We start from the raw sequence: 16,522 nt of genomic DNA, 5'->3' as shown, positions 1-16,522 counted from the left end.
ATTATGGATCGGTTTCATGGCAGAGATCATAAATTAATAGGAAAGATATCAGAAAATCTGCAGGAAAACATCATTTATGTCAGGGAAGTCTTAAAAGACTGCAGTGATCTGATCCAAAAGGAATTTCATATTGGAAAAGAAAAAGAGACAAGAGTCTACCTGGTCTACATGGACGGTCTGGTCAATGTAGATATGATTCAGGAATCTATTGTAAAACCTTTGCTGCTGGAAGAGACAAAAAAGGAAAAAGCCAATTTTGACTGGGGGATTATAGAAAGCGCTGACCGGAAATGGATTTCAGAAATGGAAGATGCGGTGACTGGCGTTCTGTCAGGCAATACGGTGCTGTTTATTGACGGAATGGATCAGGCAGTGACTATATCAACAAGATTTTTTCCAAACCGGGGAGTGCAGACTGCAGATCAGGAAGCAGCGATGATCGGCCCCAAAGACAGTTTTAATGAAACACTTAGGATCAACACAGCGCTGGTCAGAAGAAGAATCCGTGACACCAGACTCAAAGTCGTCCAGAAACAGGTAGGCACAAGGAGCAGGACGGATTATGCTTTAATGTATATTGAAGATCTTGCTCCGGAAGCGGTAGTGCGCCAGATTCAGGATGAAATCGATGAAATTTGTGTGGACGGAGTGTTTGACAGCGGGATGCTGGAACAGTTTCTGGAGAAGAAATACAGGACTCTTTTCCCTATGTATCAGCTGACGCAGCGTCCAGATAAAACGGCCAGTGGATTAATGGAAGGAAGAGTGGCTGTCATTGTGGATAATTCTCCCATGGCGATGCTGCTTCCGGTAACGGCGAATGTTTTCTTCCAGGCAAGCGATGACTATTACAATCGCTGGGAGACAGCGACTTTTGCGAGGATCCTGAGGTATCTTTCGGCGTTTCTTGCAGTGGGGCTGCCGGGATTTTACGTGGCGATCGCAGGATTTCATCCGGAAATCCTGCCGACTCCGTTTCTGCTGGCGCTGGTGTCTGCCAGGGAAGGAGTGCCTTTTCCGGTAGTGGTGGAAGTTATATTAATGGAACTGGCGTTTGAACTGCTGCGGGAGGCGGGAATCCGTTTGCCGGGACAGCTGGGAGGAACCATCGGAGTGGTAGGAGGGCTGATCGTGGGACAGGCTGCTGTAGAAGCGCATCTGGTCAGCACAATTGTGGTAATTGTCGTAGCACTGACGGCAATCGCATCTTTTTCAATTCCAAATGAAATTTTTACCGGAGCTTTCCGGCTGCTGAAGTTTTTCCTGATCTTTATGTGCGCTGTATGGGGACTTTATGGATTTTTCCTGGGATTTCTGGCGGTATTTCTTCATCTTTTTCAGCTGGAAAGCTATGGAGTTCCATATATGTATCCGACGACAGCCAAGGGGGACGGAAAAGTATGGGCATTTCAGGATTATGTAATGCGCGCGCCCTTCTGCCGCATGAAGCTGCGGCCGGAATTTACCCGGAAAGGGGCAAGAAGAAGACAGAAGGAGGATGAAAATGGACGGTAACGGTCAGTGGATCACGGCGAGACAGGGCAACAGGATTTTCATCCTGGAGATATTTTCAGCAGCGGCGCTTTTCCTGCCTCAGACGGCGCTGAGAGGAAACAGCCGCAGCGCAGTCCTTTCAGTGGCAGCGGTCTGGATTCTGGCATGGATTTATGTGCTGATGGCTTCCAGGACAGCAAAGGGAATCCCCATGGAAAGAGTCCTGGGAACCTATCGGTGGGCTGCTATTTTATATTATCTGCGGTTCTGGATCAATGCAGCGTTTTTTTACGGATATATCATATCCATGGCGGAGACTTATATGCTGAGACAGAAGCAGAGTTTTATCGTAGGGCTTCCTTTGCTGGTTCTGGCATATTACATGAATCGCAGAGGGCTGAAAAGCCGTGCCAGGGTTATGGAAGGAATCTTCTGGTTTGTGCTTCTTCCGGTTCTTGCGGTGCTGCTGTTAAGCGCCGGGGATCTGGCATTTTCAGAAATTTGGATTACTTCCTTTCAGTGGAAAGAGTTCGCCCGGGGCAGCCTGCTTCTGCTGGCTTTGCTGCATCCTATTGAACTGGTGTGGTTTTACCGCGGAAGTATAAAGGAAGGAGGAATGAAAGCAGGATCTTTCCTTTCTGTAGGATTATTGTTTCTTGGAATTTTCTGTGCGGTTTTGGGATCCCTTGGACGAAAACTGACTATGATGGATCCTAATCCGGTCATGTCCATGGCACAGGGAGTGGCAATTCCCGGCGGGATCATGGCAAGGCTCGATATTTTCCTGATTGCTTTCTGGATTGTCGGAGTTTTCTGCGTTTTCAGCGGATATCTGTTTTATGGAAATGAGGGGCTTTGTCAGGCTTTTCAAACCAGAGGCAGGATCGCAGGAAATATCCTGTCTTATGGAGGATTGTTCTTGGGAACCAATCTGCTGCTTGACCACTGGGATATCATATGGGAGCATTTTAATCTGTTCCTGTATGGAAATCTGGCAGCCGGGCTTCTGCTGCCGGTCATCTTATTTTTAATGGCAAGAAGGAGGAAAACGGATGCGCAGAAACAGTAAATGGCTCGTTTGTCTGCTGCTTTGTCTGCTGACAGCCGTTATGGGAGGCTGCGGAGACAGGAAGGATATTGAAGACAGCAGTTATATTCTTGCCATGGGATTTGAAAAGATCAACGATAAATATCTTGTGCGTTATTCTTATGGAGATTTTGACGGTGAGAAAAGCAATTCAGGAACTAAAGTACCATCCAGATCCATAACATTTCTGGCGGATTCCTTTGCGGATGCGAACAAAAAATGGGGGCAGTATCAGAGGAAAAAGCTGAACTTCGGACATTTAAAAGTTGTCATTTTTGGAAATGGGGAAAAAGATCCTGCGGTTATCCGGGAACTGCTTTCTCATCCTCAGATCGCGAAATCTGTTTTTGTTCTGGAAACGGAAAAAACCCTGAGGGAAGTGTTTGCGGCAGAAGAAAAAATACCTGTCTCATTTGGAGAGTATATGGTGGAAGCAGTGGAAAATTCGGAAAAAATATCCAGTCCGAAAAAATTTACTCTGGGAAGAGTTTACATGGAAGATGAGAAACAATGAATTGTTTATAGTTGTTTAGAATTTGTTTAGAAATTTTTATTTCTTATATATTGTATCAAAGCGGGAATTTGATATACTAAAAACATAGTTTTTCATATATTTTAATCCTCTCTTTTCATTTGATAGAAAAAATCCTGCCGGGAGCGGCAGGATTTTTTTATATCACAGAAAAACGGATTCCTGTGATATAATAAAAAAGAAAGATATGAAAGAGAGGAAAAGTTTTATGCCGAAGAAACTGATACTTTACCTGTACAAATTCAGACGTTCCGTAAAAGAGGCATTCCCTGTGATCTTATTTTTTTTGCTTTCTTTTGCTTTGGTATATGGAATCTTCGGCTTTCAGTACGTGATGCTGGTTTCCGTGATCACGGTTTTTTTTAAAGTAAGATATAAACGCAGCAACAATACATGGAAGAGATATATCCGTCTGGTTGTCGTCGGCAGTCTGCTGATTCTGCTGGCTTACTTAAGTTCCAGGAATCTGGCGGCGTGCATCCTGCTGAATATCTGTGTTCCGTTTGTGCTTGTTTTTACGCAGAGTTCGCAGTTTAATCCAAAGGGATATTTTACCTATGCAATGATCTTTGCTTTTACCAGTCTGATTCCGCCGGCGGATCTTCAAGGGCTGGGAAAAGAAATGCTGGCGTTCTGGATGTGTGTGCTGATTCTGGCATCTGCCATCACGGTTTTTCGATGGTTTGGATCCAAGCCGGCCCCATCTTCCCAGACGGCGTCCGGAACTTTTGTGGAATTATCAGAGCTGATTCTGCTGCTGGCGCAGCCGGAAAGACAGAAGGAGCTGGAAGAGCGATTCTGGCGTCTGGCACATGATTTTCAGCAGATGTCGTATCATAAAAATTTTTTTTCGGTACAGACCAGAGAAAACCAGCTGTATGATATGGTTTCGGCCCTGATTCAGAGATTTTCCTATCTGGTGTCCGATCAGGAATGGAGAAAAGAAATGGATCAGAGACATGTGGTAGTGCTGACTCAGATTTCATTGTTCCTGAAGGAAACAGCAGCCAGCCGCGGAATTGCAGCAAGAGAACGTCAGGCAGCAGCAGCCCAGAAACTTCTGGATCGCATGAATGTGCCGGAAGGAAGGATTCGTGTTTTCTGCAGAAGCCTTCTTCATATGATGACATTAATCTTGAACGCTTATAAGACAGTACCCCGGGAAAAGAAACTGGCCAGGAAAATTGACTGGGGGGAATTAATGTATCAGTTTCGATTCCGATGCACTCTGGAATCTTTTGAGATGAGGTTTGCCATGCGGCTTTCCATTGTTATGACCATCAGCTGTACGGTCAGTTATCTTCTGCCGGTTACGCATGCCTACTGGATCCCGCTGAATGCATTCCTCCTTCTTCAGCCAAGTTTCGAGGAGAGCAGCTACCGCATGAAAACCCGCCCGATCGGAACAGTGATCGGATGCGGGGTGGAATTTCTCGTGCATCCGCTGCTGCCGGGGCTTGCGGGGCAGCTGGTGTTTGCTCTCCTGATGATCTCACTGATGTACTGTGCGGTTCCGGGAACCTGGTATCATCCGATTTTTTCCACCTGCTATGCACTGACCCTTGCTGCAATGATGATGAATGAGACGACAGCGATTACTCTGCGTCTGATTTATCTGGGAGCGGCGGTTCTGATCGTATTCATAGGGAACCGGTTTTTCTTTCCGATGCGAAAGGATGTTCAGTTCCGGTATAATTACAAAGCATTGTTCCGGCTTCATAACAATTACTGGAATATTATCCGCCGTGGGATGTTTCGGCTGACACGGCTGTCTGTTTCCGGAGAGATTCTGACATATTTTCATATGCTGTATGAAGAGTGTGAAGCGTATCTGCACAGTCATAAAGAAATGCCAAAGAGGAAGGAACTAAGAAACGTGATGCTGATCTTGTGGCATATGTTTTCGGAACTGGAGCAGATGCATTATCTTGTGAGAACCAAACATCTTCAGAGAGAAGAAAAAGAGGCGCTGATCCGGGTGATCTGCGCAGTGCAGGAAGATCTGTATCCGATCATTTCGTATGAAAACATCGTTTCCCTGAGAAAGGAACTGCCGGAACAGGAGAGAGAGATCGGCTATGTGCTGACGGCATATTTAAAACATGCGGAGCTGCTCCTGAATTACAGAGACTGCATTCCATTTTAAAGGAAAGAGAAGAGAGGGAAGCCCCCCTCTTTTTTCTGTCATGCAAATATGGTAGAATATGAAGCATCCGGACAGCGGACCGGAAGAAAAGAGAAAAAGAGACGTAAAACAAAGGAGATCTGCGGTGTTTGATATTCAGGAAGAATTAAAGAAACTCCCGGCAAAGCCAGGGGTTTATTTAATGCACAATAAGAAAGATGAAATCATATATGTGGGAAAAGCAGTCAAACTGTGCAACCGGGTGCGCCAGTATTTTCAGGACAGCCGGAATCTTTCGGTAAAGATACAGCATATGGTCCAGAACGTAGCTTATTTCGAATACATTATTACGGATTCAGAACTGGAGGCCCTTGTACTGGAAAGCAATTTGATCAAGGAGCACAGGCCGAAGTATAATACGATGCTGAAGGATGATAAAAATTATCCTTACATCAAAGTAACGACCAATGAAGAATATCCAAGAATCCTGCTGGCCAGGAAAATGAAACAGGACGGATGTAAATATTACGGACCTTATACCAGCTCGGGGGCAGTCAATGACATCATCGAGCTGCTGCGCAAGATTTTCCGGATCCGTACCTGCAGCCGAAGGCTTCCAAGAGATATCGGGAAAGACCGGCCGTGTCTGTATTACCAGATCAAACAGTGCAATGCTCCGTGCCAGGGTTATATATCCAAAGAAGCATATGGAGAACAGATTGGACAGGCCATAGATTTTCTGAACGGAAATTATAAAGAAGTGGAAAAAGAATTGAAAAGAAAGATGGAGCAGGCATCAGCCCAGCTGGAATTTGAACAGGCAATGGAATACCGGGATCTGATCCGCAGCATAGAAAAGATCATGGACCGGCAGAAGATCAACACGCAGGGATTCGAGGACAGGGACATGATCGCCATGGCAAAGGATGATAAAGACGCGGTGGTTTCCATTTTCTTTGTACGGCAGGGAAAGCTTTTGGGCAGAGAGCATTTTCATATGGAGCTGAATGAAGAGACAGGTAATTCGGAGATCCTGGGAGCGTTTGTCAAGCAGTTTTATGCCGGAACGCCGTATTATCCAGGTGAGATATTTCTCGAATACCCGATCGATGATATGGACATTATAGAGAAGTGGCTGGGGAAACGCCGAGGCGCAAGAGTGCATCTTAAGGTGCCGAAGCGGGGGTCAAAACACCGGATGGTGGAAATGGCCAGAGAGAATGCTCAAAATGTTCTGAGGATGGACCGGGATAAATTAAAAAGAGAAGAAAAAAGAACCATTGGAGCCGTTCATGAGATCGAAAGACTGCTGGGAATTTCCGGACTTGACCGGATGGAAGCGTTTGATATTTCCAATATCAGCGGTTTTCAGACGGTGGCGTCTATGGTGGTTTTTGAAAAAGGAAAAGCCCGCAGGCAGGATTACAGAAAATTCCGCCTTCGCACAGTGGAGGGACCGGATGATTACGCCAGCATGGAAGAGGTGCTGACCAGGAGATTTCTTCACGGGAAAAAAGAACTGGAAGAACTGCGTCAGGAAGGAAAAGATACAGATCTGGGCAGCTTTACGAAGTTTCCGAACCTGCTGCTGATGGATGGAGGAAAAGGACAGGTCAATGTGGCGGAGAAAGTGCTTGAAAAGCTGGATCTTCATATACCGGTCTGCGGTATGGTGAAAGATGACAATCACCGGACCAGGGGCCTGTATTACCAGAATGAGGAAATCATGTTTCCAAAAAACAGCGAAGCCTTCCTGCTGGTTACCAGGATTCAGGATGAGGCTCATCGGTTTGCCATAGAATACCACCGCTCGCTCCGGGCAAAAGGGCAGGTGCATTCAGTGCTGGATGATATCAAGGGAGTGGGTCCTAAGAGAAGGAAGGCATTGATGAAATATTTTAAGAATATTGGGGAGATCAGGGAAGCAACCCAGGAAGAACTTCTCAAGGTGCCGGGAATGAACCGGAGTACAGCAGAGAAAATATACTGCTTTTTCCATTCTTCTAAAGTGTAAAATATGATAAAATAAACATAATTATATCTGGAAAGTAAGGAGGGATCTATCGATATGAATAAAGAACATAAAGTTTCTGTATACGACATGACAAAACAACTGAACCTGAAGGAAGTCATTCCGGAAATCAATACCCGTGAGATTTTTATCACACAGGCAGAGATCAATCGTCCGGCACTTCAGCTGGCAGGTTTTTTTGAGCATTTTTCGAACAAACGCATACAGATCATAGGAAATGTGGAATACCTGTATCTGCAGGAGATCCGCAAAGATGACGCAGCAGAAGGAATTATCTTTGAACGGCTTTTCAGCGCCGGGATTCCATGTCTTGTCTTTTGCAACAATCTGGAACCGAATAACCGCATGACCTATATTGCAAAGAAATATAACGTGCCGATCCTCATATCCAGAGAGACGACTTCTGAGTTTATGGCAGAGGTAATCCGGTGGCTGGGCGTGGAACTTGCGCCAAGCATTTCCATCCATGGTGTGCTGGTAGATGTTTTCGGTGAAGGAATCCTGATCACGGGTGAGAGCGGAATCGGAAAGAGTGAGGCAGCGCTGGAGCTGATCAAGCGCGGACACCGTCTGGTATCAGACGATGTTGTTGAGATCAAGAGGGTCAGCAAAGAAACGCTTGTCGGATCTTCTCCGGAAGTTACAAGATTTTTTATAGAATTAAGGGGAATTGGAATTATTGACGTCAGAAAACTGTTTGGAGTCGAAAGCGTGAGAATGACCCAGAATATTGATCTGGTCATTCAGCTGGAAGACTGGAACAAAGAGACAGATTATGACCGGCTCGGTCTGGAAGAAAAATATGTGGAATATCTTGGAAACAAGGTAGTGGCTCATTCACTTCCGATCCGTCCGGGAAGAAACCTGGCCATTATTGTGGAAACCGCTGCGATCAATCACAGACAGAAGAAGATGGGATATAATGCAGCGGAAGAATTATATAAACGTGTCACAGGACAGATCAGGGAGGGAGAAAAATAATGAAAAAGATCTATGGAATTGATGTTGGAGGAACGACAGTAAAGCTGGGGCTGTTTTCTGAAGACGGCACACTGATGGAAAAATGGGAGATTCCGACAAGAACGGAAGAGAACGGAAAGTATATCCTTCAGGATATTGGAAATGCGGTGAAAGAAAATGCGGCAAAGAACAATATTTCAAAGGAAGAGCTGGCCGGAGCCGGAGTCGGAGTGCCGGGAGCTGTGCTTGAATTTACGAAAGTAAATGAATGTGTGAACCTGGGATGGGGAAGCGTAAATGTAGGAGAAGAATTGTCTGAAATGATCGGATGTCCGGTAAAAGTCAGCAATGACGCAAATGTAGCCGCGCTGGGAGAACTCTGGACAGGAGCCGCGGCGGATTACAAAAGTGCGGTCATGGTAACCCTGGGAACCGGCGTCGGAGGAGGAATCATTATTGACGGACATATCGTAGATGGAAGCCGCGGATACGGCGGAGAGATCGGACATATGACAGTGGATCCGGCAGATGACAGAGTGTGCAACTGCGGAAAGACCGGATGCCTGGAATTATACGCATCTGCGACCGGAATTGTATATGAGACAAAGAAAGCGCTGGAAAAAAGTGATGCAGATACGGCACTGCGCAGCATGGAAAATATTACGGCCAAAGACATTTTTGATCTTGCAAAAGAAGGAGACGCTTTTGCGGCAGAGCAGGTAGACAAACTGGGGCAGAAGCTGGCACTGGCATTGGGAAATATCGCGCTGATGGTAGATCCTGAAGTATTTGTTATCGGAGGAGGCGTATCTAAGGCCGGGCAGATCCTTCTGGATGCTGTCTCCAGACATTTTGGTACATATACATTTGGAAAGGCAAAAGAGGGAAAATTTGTGCTTGCGACTCTGGGTAATGATGCCGGAATCTATGGAGCGGCAAGCCTGATGCTCTCATAAGAGACAGAATGGAGGAATCATGGATACAGTAATCGAACAGTTAAAAGAAGTACTGGAGGAAGATCAGGTTCTGGTCAATGAGCCGATGTGCAGGCATACGACATTTCGCATCGGAGGACCTGCAGATATCTTCATAATCCCAAAGACAACAGAGGATATTGCACATGTCTGCTCCATTGCGAAGAAAGAAAAGCTTCCATTGTTTGTCCTTGGAAATGGAAGTAATCTTCTGGTGGCAGATCAGGGAATGGACGGTATTGTGCTCCAGATTTATAAAAATTTCAGCGGCATTGAGGTCAGCGGAAATGAGCTGACCATCCAGGCAGGAACTCTTCTGAGCACAGCCGCAAAGGCTGCTCAGACAGAAGAACTGACGGGATTTGAGTTCGCCGGAGGAATCCCGGGCACATTTGGAGGAGCTGTGGTCATGAACGCAGGTGCTTACGGAGGCGAGATGGTACAGGTCTTAAAAGAAGTGGATGTTCTTACGCCGGAAGGAGAAGTAAAGACGATCCCGGCACAGGATCTGGAACTTGGGTATCGTACCAGTAATATTTTGAAAAATGGATATGTGGTGCTGAGCGGGACCATTGCTCTGGAAAAAGGAGACCCCGAGCAGATCAAAGCCCTGATGGATAAGTATTCCGCAGCCAGAAGGACAAAACAGCCGCTGGAGCTTCCAAGTGCCGGCAGCACTTTTAAACGTCCGGAAGGATATTTTGCAGGTAAGCTGATTCAGGACGCAGGACTTCGGGGATACCAGGTTGGAGGTGCCAGAGTTTCTGATAAGCACTGTGGATTTGTAGTCAATCAGGATCACGCGACGGCAGCAGATGTTATGCAGCTGATCGGGGATGTGCAGAGAATTGTAAAAGAAAAATTTGATGTTGTACTGGAACCGGAAGTAAAAAGAGTCGGCCGGTTTTAAAGAGGAGAACTATGAGATTTGTAATCGTTACAGGCATGTCAGGAGCAGGAAAAAGCAGTGCTCTCAAAATGCTGGAAGATATAGGATATTTCTGCGTGGACAATCTTCCTGTGGAACTGCTGGATAAGTTTGCGCAGATTACACTGGATAAAACAGTAAAGATCCAGAATGTTGCTCTGGGAATCGATATCAGAAGCGGAGAAGGGATTAAGGAACTGGAACAGAAGCTTCAGGAGATCAAAGATATGGGAATCTCTTTTGAAATTCTGTTTCTGAATGCCAGCAACCGGATTCTGCTGAAGCGGTATAAAGAGACAAGGCGGAATCATCCGCTGTCACGGGACGGAAGAGTAGAAGACGGGATTGCCAAAGAGCGGGAGGAAATGAAATTCCTGCTGAAAAAAGCAACATATGTAATTGATACCAGCCAGCTTCTGATTCGTGAGCTGAAAGAAGAAATTGACCGCATTTATGTAGATGGAGAAGTAAATGAACGTTTTCAGATCGCGGTCGTATCTTTTGGATTTAAGTTTGGAATACCGGCAGATGTGGATCTTGTTTTTGATGTCCGGTTTCTGCCGAATCCATATTATGATCTGAAACTGCGGCCTCTGACAGGAAATGACAAACCCATCCAGGATTTTGTCATGAAGTATGAGGAAGCAGGGGAATTTCTGGACAAACTCTACGATATGCTGGAATTTCTGATCCCGAATTATATCAAAGAAGGAAAATATAATCTGGTCATCGGCGTGGGATGTACCGGCGGAAAACACAGGTCAGTGACCATTGCCAATGCCCTGGCAAAGGAGCTGAAAAAAATGCCATATTCTGTGAAAGTAGAGCATAGGGATATAACGAGGTAGCAAATGTCATTTTCAAGCAATGTAAAAGAAGAATTATCAAGAAATGAAACCAGCGCCAGACACTGCAGACTTGCAGAGCTGGCCGGGTTTCTGAAATTCTGCGGAGAGATCAGGAAAGAAGACGGGCAGTATTCCATAAAGATCCACACAGAAATGGTTTATGTGGCCAAACGGTTTTATACGCTGGTCAAAAAAGTGTTTGGGATACAGGCGAGAATCGAAATCAGCCGAAATGATTTTCTAAAAAAAAGTCGAAATTATACAGTAAGTATTGACAACCATCCTGATTGTGTTTTATTATTGAAGGCAGTGAAATTACTGGAGCATGAGGATTTTGGTCTGGTCCTTCAGAATACGTGCTGCAAGAGAGCATATATCAGAGGAGCTTTCCAGGCCGCAGGATCCATGAGTGATCCAGAAAAAAACTATCATTTTGAAATCGTTTCAACGGATAAAAAAACTGCGGATCAGTTAAAAGAAGTCTTGAATTTTTTTGATTTAGATGCTAAAATTGTTTTGCGGAAAAAGTATTACGTTGTATACATCAAAGAAGGGGCTAAGATTTCGGATGTATTGAGCCTTATGGAAGCTCACGTAGCGATGATGGAGTTTGAGAATGTCCGGATTCTGAAGGAGATGCGTAATCGGGTCAACCGCCGTGTAAACTGCGAGACGGCCAATATCAGCAAGACGGTTTCTGCTGCGATGAAGCAGGTAGAGGACATTAAGTACATTATGGATCATAAGGGTCTTCATCATTTGAATCAGGGCTTACAGGACATTGCTTATTTGCGTCTGGAGAATCCAGAAGCTACCTTGAAGGAGCTGGGTGATATGCTGGATCCCCCGGTAGGGAAGTCGGGAGTGAATCACCGGCTGAAGAAAATAAGCAGAATGGCAGAAGAGATGAGATTAGGAGGAAGAGAATGATTTCTAAGAATGTCAAAGTTCAGGCAGAATTGAAGGAAGAGGACAGACCGATAGCATTTCTCGTACAGATGGCCAGTCAATTTGAAAGCAGGATTTTGTTTGAAGCAGGCGATAAGCAGGTGAATGTGAAGAGCATCATGGGGATGATGAGTCTTGGACTTTATCAGATCGACCATCTGACAGTTGTAGCAGACGGTGTGGATGAAGAAGAAGCTGTTTCACAGATTGAAAATTATCTTACAAAAGGAGCATAGATTTTCTATGCTTTCATATATGCCGAAATAGCTCAGTCGGTAGAGCACTTCACTCGTAATGAAGGGGTCGTCGGTTCAAGTCCGATTTTCGGCTTATAAGAAATGGCGTATTTGCGCCGTTTGCGGCAAAGAAGAAGCACCCGGGAAAGGGTGCTTCTTCTTTTTATAGGATTTTATGAGAATTGCAAAAAGTTTTTTAGTCATCAATTCCGAATTTGTTTTCCAGTGCGTCTTCGGCCAGATCCAGCTGATCTTCTAATTTTTCAATAGAACGTTCTCTGCTCTTATACGTATCGAATGTCATATCACCGGATTCATAAGCGTGTTCAAAGGTATCGTCGAGAGAATCCAGGTCGTTGTCGATTGCGTTGATCTTCTGCTTCAGAGCGAAGAAACGATCCTGATTTGTTTTAGTGCTGCTGCTTGTTTTTGCGTTATTCACTTCTTTGGTTACAGAGTCGATCCGTTTTTCATAGGAAGAAAAATCATAAGAACCGCTGTTGGTATTCTGAGCGGTAGTGGAAGCCGCTTTTTCTGTTGTTGCGGCTCCGGCATCATCTGTGTTGTCTTTTGCGCTGCTGTCTGCCGCTTCTGTGGCGATATCCTGTGTTGTGGTGGCTTCTGCGTTTCCTCCGTCATTCTGAGAGCATCCTGTCAGTGCAAGGCCTGCCATTAAGGTAAAAACTAAAAATAATAATACTTTTTTCATAAGAATTCCTCCTTTTTTGTTTTTTTAATTGGCTTTGTTTTATGTTGTCTTTATCATAATACCCAAACATTAAAATAAAATTAAAAAAAGAAAAATATTTATGATAATTTCAAATTGTATTATAATAAGTACATTATGAGACTGCTGATTGTAGAAGATGAAAAAGATTTAAGAGAAGTTTTAAAAAAAAGACTGGAAAAAGAGAATTACAGCGTAGATGCCTGTAAAGACGGACTGGAAGCCATGGACTATATTGAAATGGCTTCTTATGACGGTATGATTCTTGATATTATGGTGCCGGGAAAGGATGGTCTGACAATATTAAAAGAAGTCCGGGATAAAGGGGATGATACGCCGATTCTCATGCTGACTGCAAGGGACGGGATCGAGGATCGCGTCAGAGGGCTGGATCTGGGAGCCGATGATTATCTGGTAAAACCTTTTGCCTTTGATGAACTGCTGGCACGAATCCGTGTGATGATGCGCCGGAAGCCCCAGTATACATCCAATCGCCTTAAGATCGCGGATCTGGTGCTGGACCGGGATACAAAGCAGGTATGGCGGGCAGGAAAGGAGATCAGCCTGTCAGCAAAGGAATTTATGGTGCTGGAATGTCTGATGAGGAATCAGAATGTGGTCCTGTCCAGGAGTCAGATTGAACAAAACGCCTGGAATTATGATTTTGAAGGCGGGTCCAATGTGATCGATGTGTACATCCGGTATCTGAGGAAGAAAATTGATGAGGGATTCGATCAGAAGCTGATTCACACTGTAAGAGGCGCAGGATATGTAATGAGGGAAGAAGCATGAGAAAATGTTCGATTAAAATGAAAGTAACCCTCTGGTATACGGGAATCCTGTCGGTCATTCTCGGGATTGTGCTGGCTGGAATCTTTATTTTTACCAACGTGACCGGGCTGTCGGTAACGGAAGAGGAGGTCCAGGGAGCCGTGACTGGTTTTGTGGGAAATATTCGGTTTCAGGACGGCACATTTTATATGGATGGAGATACGGAATTTTATAATGACGGCATTATGTTTTGCGTCTATGATCAGGATGGACAGCTTCTGTACGGAAGCATGCCGGTTGATTTTCCCAGCCGGACAGCGCTGCAGTCCCACAATGCACGGATCATAGAGAATGGGCAGAAGCAGTGGATGATCTATGACGCGGCTTATTCATATGGAAACGGGAAAGCATTATGGGTCCGGGGAATCACATCCATCCATAATATGGAAGTTTTTCTTTTAATGGCCCGCAGAGCGCTGCTGATTTTGTTTCCGGGAATCGTTCTGCTGATCGGGGCAGTCGGATACTTTATGACCAAACGGGCCCTTCGTCCGGTTGATGATATTTGTGAGCGGGCAGATCATATCAGCGGAGGAGACGATCTGAGCCAGAGACTCCCGCTTCCAAAAGTCCGGGATGAAATGTATCATCTGACAGAGCGGTTTAATGAGATGTTTGAGCGGCTTCAGAAATCTTTTGAAAAGGAAAAACAATTTGCGTCAGATGCTTCTCATGAACTGAGAACGCCGGTAGCTGTTCTGATATCACAATGTGAATATCTTCTGGAACACGGGGAGCTTGGTCAGGAACAGAAAGAAGAAGTCCAGGTTATACTGCGTCAGGCGAAAAAAATGTCGGCCCTGGTATCCCAGATGCTCATGATTGCCAGAGAGGAGAAGATGGCAGATCCGGAACAGTTTGAGGATGTGGATTTTGGAATGCTGGCGGAAATCGTTTCTGAGGAAATGGAGAGCCAGGCGGCCGGACGGGGAATTTCGATCCATGTGGATGTGCAGGAGCAGCAGATCGTGCGGGGAGACCAGACGCTGTTGATGCGGATGATGATGAATCTGATCCAGAATGCGGTCCTTTATGGAAGGGAAGGCGGCAATGTCTGGGTCCGGGTGTTTGAAAAAAATGGAATGGTAAACGGGGAAGTGGAAGATGACGGAATCGGAATCCGGAAGGAAAATCTGGACAAGATATGGAACCGCTTTTACCGGGAAGATAAAAGCAGAGGGGAAGAAGAAGGAACCGGTCTGGGGCTTTCCATGGTGAAGTGGATCGTGAAAGTACATGGGGGCCGGATCCGGGTCAGAAGCCAGAAAGGAAAGGGCAGTGTTTTTTCCTTTTCCTTTCCGGAAAACAGATAGGCTTTTTGAACCAGATATGTTACAATAACTCTTTGTGGAAAAAGCAAGGAAAGGGAGGAGGAAATTGTGGAAAAGAGAGAAAAGTTTTCATCAAGGATCGGATTTATCCTGATCTCAGCCGGATGTGCCATTGGACTGGGAAATGTCTGGCGGTTTCCGTATATTACGGGACAGTATGGAGGGGCGGCGTTTGTGCTGGTCTATCTGTTCTTCCTGTTGATTCTGGGACTGCCGATCCTGGTCATGGAGTACTCTGTAGGACGGGCCAGCCAGAGAAGCATTGCCCTTTCTTTTCAGGAGCTGGAGCCGAAAGGCAGTAAGTGGCACTGGTACAGCTATATCGGAATGGCGGGAAACTATCTGCTGATGATGTTCTATACGGTCATTACAGGATGGATGCTGTGCTATTTCTTTAAAATGCTCAAAGGAGATTTTGTACAGAAAACAACGGTGCAGGTAGAAGGAATTTTTAATGATCTGATGGGGAATCCGGGCCTTCAGATTTTCTGGATGCTGGTCGTGATTGCTCTTGGATTTCTGGTATGTTCCGGAGGACTTCAAAACGGTGTGGAAAAGATCACAACGGTAATGATGTCCTGTCTGTTTGTAGTAATCGTAATCCTGATCGTCCGCAGCGTTACACTTCCAGGTGCGGCAGAGGGATTGAAATTTTATCTTGTACCGAATTTCCAGGCGATGAAAGAGCAGGGAATCATGACGGTAGTTTCGGCGGCCATGGGCCAGTCATTTTTTACGTTAAGTCTTGGAATCGGAGCTATTGCTATCTTTGGAAGTTATATTGATAAAAGCAGAAGACTGACAGGGGAAGCCATCAGTGTTGGTGTTCTGGATACTCTGGTGGCGCTGATGTCAGGACTGGTGATCTTCCCTGCATGTTCTGCGTTTGGAGTCAGCGCGGACAGTGGACCGAAACTGGTGTTTATTACACTGCCGAATGTATTTAACGAGATGCCTGGAAGCAGGATCTGGGGAGCTTTGTTTTTCCTGTTTATGACATTTGCGGCATTATCTACGATCATTGCGGTCTTCCAGAATATTATTTCTTTTGCCCAGGATCTCTGGGGATGGGATCTGAAGAAAGCCATTGCCTTTAACGCAGTGATCATTACAGTTTTATCTCTGCCGTGTGCTCTGGGATTTAATATGTTTAGTTTTATCCAGCCGCTTGGTGCAAGGACTACCATACAGGATCTGGAAGATTTTATTGTCAGCAATAACATCCTTCCTTTGGGATCGCTGGTTTATCTGTTATTCTGTGTGACAAGATATGGATGGGGATGGAAGAATTTCCTGGCGGAAGCGAATGCAGGAAAAGGAATCCGTTTCCCGAAATGGGCAAGAAGATATGTAACGTATATTCTGCCGCTGATTGTATTATTCCTGCTGATCCAGGGATACGCGGATAAGTTTTTCTAGAAAAAATCAAAGACTATAAAATATAGAAGAAAAAAGAGAACCACAGATCA

Annotated in this window: 15 protein-coding genes and 1 tRNA gene; 15 read left to right on the top strand and 1 reads right to left on the bottom strand. The window is 45.3% G+C overall.

The features are described from left to right. Positions 1-3: 3 nt before the first annotated feature. The 12 genes from JMF81_RS13735 to JMF81_RS13680 all read left to right on the top strand — a co-directional run bounded on the left by JMF81_RS13735 (position 4) and on the right by JMF81_RS13680 (position 12,258). Entirely contained in the window at positions 4-1,515 is a 1,512-nt protein-coding gene (locus JMF81_RS13735; RefSeq protein ID WP_201312000.1) for a spore germination protein, read from the top strand. Next, positions 1,505-2,563, top strand: coding sequence for a GerAB/ArcD/ProY family transporter (locus tag JMF81_RS13730; protein WP_201311999.1), 1,059 nt, complete (start codon positions 1,505-1,507; stop codon positions 2,561-2,563). Before JMF81_RS13735 ends, JMF81_RS13730 begins: the two co-directional genes overlap by 11 nt. Beyond that, on the top strand, positions 2,547-3,095 hold the full coding sequence (locus JMF81_RS13725; RefSeq protein ID WP_201311998.1) for a Ger(x)C family spore germination protein: 549 nt from the start codon (positions 2,547-2,549) through the stop codon (positions 3,093-3,095). The genes JMF81_RS13730 and JMF81_RS13725 overlap by 17 nt, the downstream gene beginning before the upstream one ends. A 226-nt stretch (positions 3,096-3,321) precedes the next feature. Further along, positions 3,322-5,259 carry an FUSC family protein gene (locus JMF81_RS13720; protein ID WP_201311997.1) on the top strand — a complete coding sequence of 646 codons (1,938 nt, stop codon included), beginning with the start codon at positions 3,322-3,324 and terminating at the stop codon, positions 5,257-5,259. Between the two features lie 124 nt (positions 5,260-5,383). Then, entirely contained in the window at positions 5,384-7,252 is a 1,869-nt protein-coding gene (gene uvrC, locus JMF81_RS13715) for an excinuclease ABC subunit UvrC (RefSeq protein ID WP_201311996.1), read from the top strand. A gap of 54 nt (positions 7,253-7,306) precedes the next feature. Beyond that, positions 7,307-8,251, top strand: coding sequence for an HPr(Ser) kinase/phosphatase (gene hprK / locus JMF81_RS13710; protein ID WP_201311995.1), 945 nt, complete (start codon positions 7,307-7,309; stop codon positions 8,249-8,251). Continuing rightward, the gene (locus tag JMF81_RS13705; protein WP_201311994.1) at positions 8,251-9,186 is read left to right on the top strand and encodes an ROK family glucokinase; all 936 of its coding nucleotides are present in this window, start codon (positions 8,251-8,253) and stop codon (positions 9,184-9,186) included. Before hprK ends, JMF81_RS13705 begins: the two co-directional genes overlap by 1 nt. 19 nt (positions 9,187-9,205) lie before the next feature. Continuing rightward, positions 9,206-10,114, top strand: a complete 909-nt coding sequence (murB, locus tag JMF81_RS13700) for a UDP-N-acetylmuramate dehydrogenase (protein WP_201311993.1) — start codon at positions 9,206-9,208, stop codon at positions 10,112-10,114. Between the two features lie 11 nt (positions 10,115-10,125). Beyond that, on the top strand, positions 10,126-10,980 hold the full coding sequence (rapZ, locus tag JMF81_RS13695; protein WP_201311992.1) for an RNase adapter RapZ: 855 nt from the start codon (positions 10,126-10,128) through the stop codon (positions 10,978-10,980). Positions 10,981-10,983: 3 nt separating this feature from the next. Next, on the top strand, positions 10,984-11,910 hold the full coding sequence (gene whiA / locus JMF81_RS13690; RefSeq protein WP_201311991.1) for a DNA-binding protein WhiA: 927 nt from the start codon (positions 10,984-10,986) through the stop codon (positions 11,908-11,910). After that, a complete protein-coding gene (locus JMF81_RS13685) occupies positions 11,907-12,164 on the top strand; it encodes an HPr family phosphocarrier protein (protein ID WP_201311990.1) in 258 nt (85 codons plus the stop codon). Before whiA ends, JMF81_RS13685 begins: the two co-directional genes overlap by 4 nt. Positions 12,165-12,185: 21 nt before the next feature. Further along, a tRNA-Thr gene (locus JMF81_RS13680) sits at positions 12,186-12,258 on the top strand. A 102-nt stretch (positions 12,259-12,360) separates the two neighbouring features. On the opposite strand, the gene JMF81_RS13675 is transcribed toward JMF81_RS13680, so the two are convergent. Next, entirely contained in the window at positions 12,361-12,873 is a 513-nt protein-coding gene (locus JMF81_RS13675; protein WP_201311989.1) for a membrane lipoprotein lipid attachment site-containing protein, read from the bottom strand. 135 nt (positions 12,874-13,008) lie between these two features. Here JMF81_RS13675 and JMF81_RS13670 point away from each other — a divergent pair, with 135 nt between their 5' ends. From JMF81_RS13670 to JMF81_RS13660, 3 genes are all read left to right on the top strand, one after another. Continuing rightward, positions 13,009-13,683, top strand: a complete 675-nt coding sequence (locus tag JMF81_RS13670; protein WP_201311988.1) for a response regulator transcription factor — start codon at positions 13,009-13,011, stop codon at positions 13,681-13,683. Next, the gene (locus JMF81_RS13665) at positions 13,680-15,035 is read left to right on the top strand and encodes a sensor histidine kinase (protein WP_201311987.1); all 1,356 of its coding nucleotides are present in this window, start codon (positions 13,680-13,682) and stop codon (positions 15,033-15,035) included. Before JMF81_RS13670 ends, JMF81_RS13665 begins: the two co-directional genes overlap by 4 nt. Positions 15,036-15,101: 66 nt before the next feature. Beyond that, complete coding sequence (locus tag JMF81_RS13660; RefSeq protein ID WP_201311986.1) at positions 15,102-16,472, top strand: sodium-dependent transporter; 1,371 nt, start codon at positions 15,102-15,104, stop codon at positions 16,470-16,472. Positions 16,473-16,522: the final 50 nt, after the last annotated feature.

Source organism: Anaerostipes butyraticus (genome assembly GCF_016586355.1).
Taxonomy (GTDB): Bacteria; Bacillota; Clostridia; order Lachnospirales; family Lachnospiraceae; genus Anaerostipes; species Anaerostipes butyraticus.
Note: the sequence above shows the minus strand (reverse complement) of the source record. Positions and strands in the feature narration are given on the sequence as shown.

What these genes read in the sequence shown, in the direction of transcription:
- JMF81_RS13670 (WP_201311988.1), top strand. Translation starts at nt 13,009, where the DNA reads ATGAGACTGCTGATTGTAGAAGATGAAAAAGATTTAAGAGAAGTTTTA.
- JMF81_RS13725 (WP_201311998.1), top strand. Translation starts at nt 2,547, where the DNA reads ATGCGCAGAAACAGTAAATGGCTCGTTTGTCTGCTGCTTTGTCTGCTG.
- JMF81_RS13730 (WP_201311999.1), top strand. Translation starts at nt 1,505, where the DNA reads ATGGACGGTAACGGTCAGTGGATCACGGCGAGACAGGGCAACAGGATT.
- JMF81_RS13735 (WP_201312000.1), top strand. Translation starts at nt 4, where the DNA reads ATGGATCGGTTTCATGGCAGAGATCATAAATTAATAGGAAAGATATCA.
- whiA (WP_201311991.1), top strand. Translation starts at nt 10,984, where the DNA reads ATGTCATTTTCAAGCAATGTAAAAGAAGAATTATCAAGAAATGAAACC.
- murB (WP_201311993.1), top strand. Translation starts at nt 9,206, where the DNA reads ATGGATACAGTAATCGAACAGTTAAAAGAAGTACTGGAGGAAGATCAG.
- JMF81_RS13720 (WP_201311997.1), top strand. Translation starts at nt 3,322, where the DNA reads ATGCCGAAGAAACTGATACTTTACCTGTACAAATTCAGACGTTCCGTA.
- JMF81_RS13705 (WP_201311994.1), top strand. Translation starts at nt 8,251, where the DNA reads ATGAAAAAGATCTATGGAATTGATGTTGGAGGAACGACAGTAAAGCTG.
- rapZ (WP_201311992.1), top strand. Translation starts at nt 10,126, where the DNA reads ATGAGATTTGTAATCGTTACAGGCATGTCAGGAGCAGGAAAAAGCAGT.
- JMF81_RS13675 (WP_201311989.1), bottom strand. Translation starts at nt 12,873, where the DNA reads ATGAAAAAAGTATTATTATTTTTAGTTTTTACCTTAATGGCAGGCCTT.
- JMF81_RS13685 (WP_201311990.1), top strand. Translation starts at nt 11,907, where the DNA reads ATGATTTCTAAGAATGTCAAAGTTCAGGCAGAATTGAAGGAAGAGGAC.
- hprK (WP_201311995.1), top strand. Translation starts at nt 7,307, where the DNA reads ATGAATAAAGAACATAAAGTTTCTGTATACGACATGACAAAACAACTG.
- JMF81_RS13665 (WP_201311987.1), top strand. Translation starts at nt 13,680, where the DNA reads ATGAGAAAATGTTCGATTAAAATGAAAGTAACCCTCTGGTATACGGGA.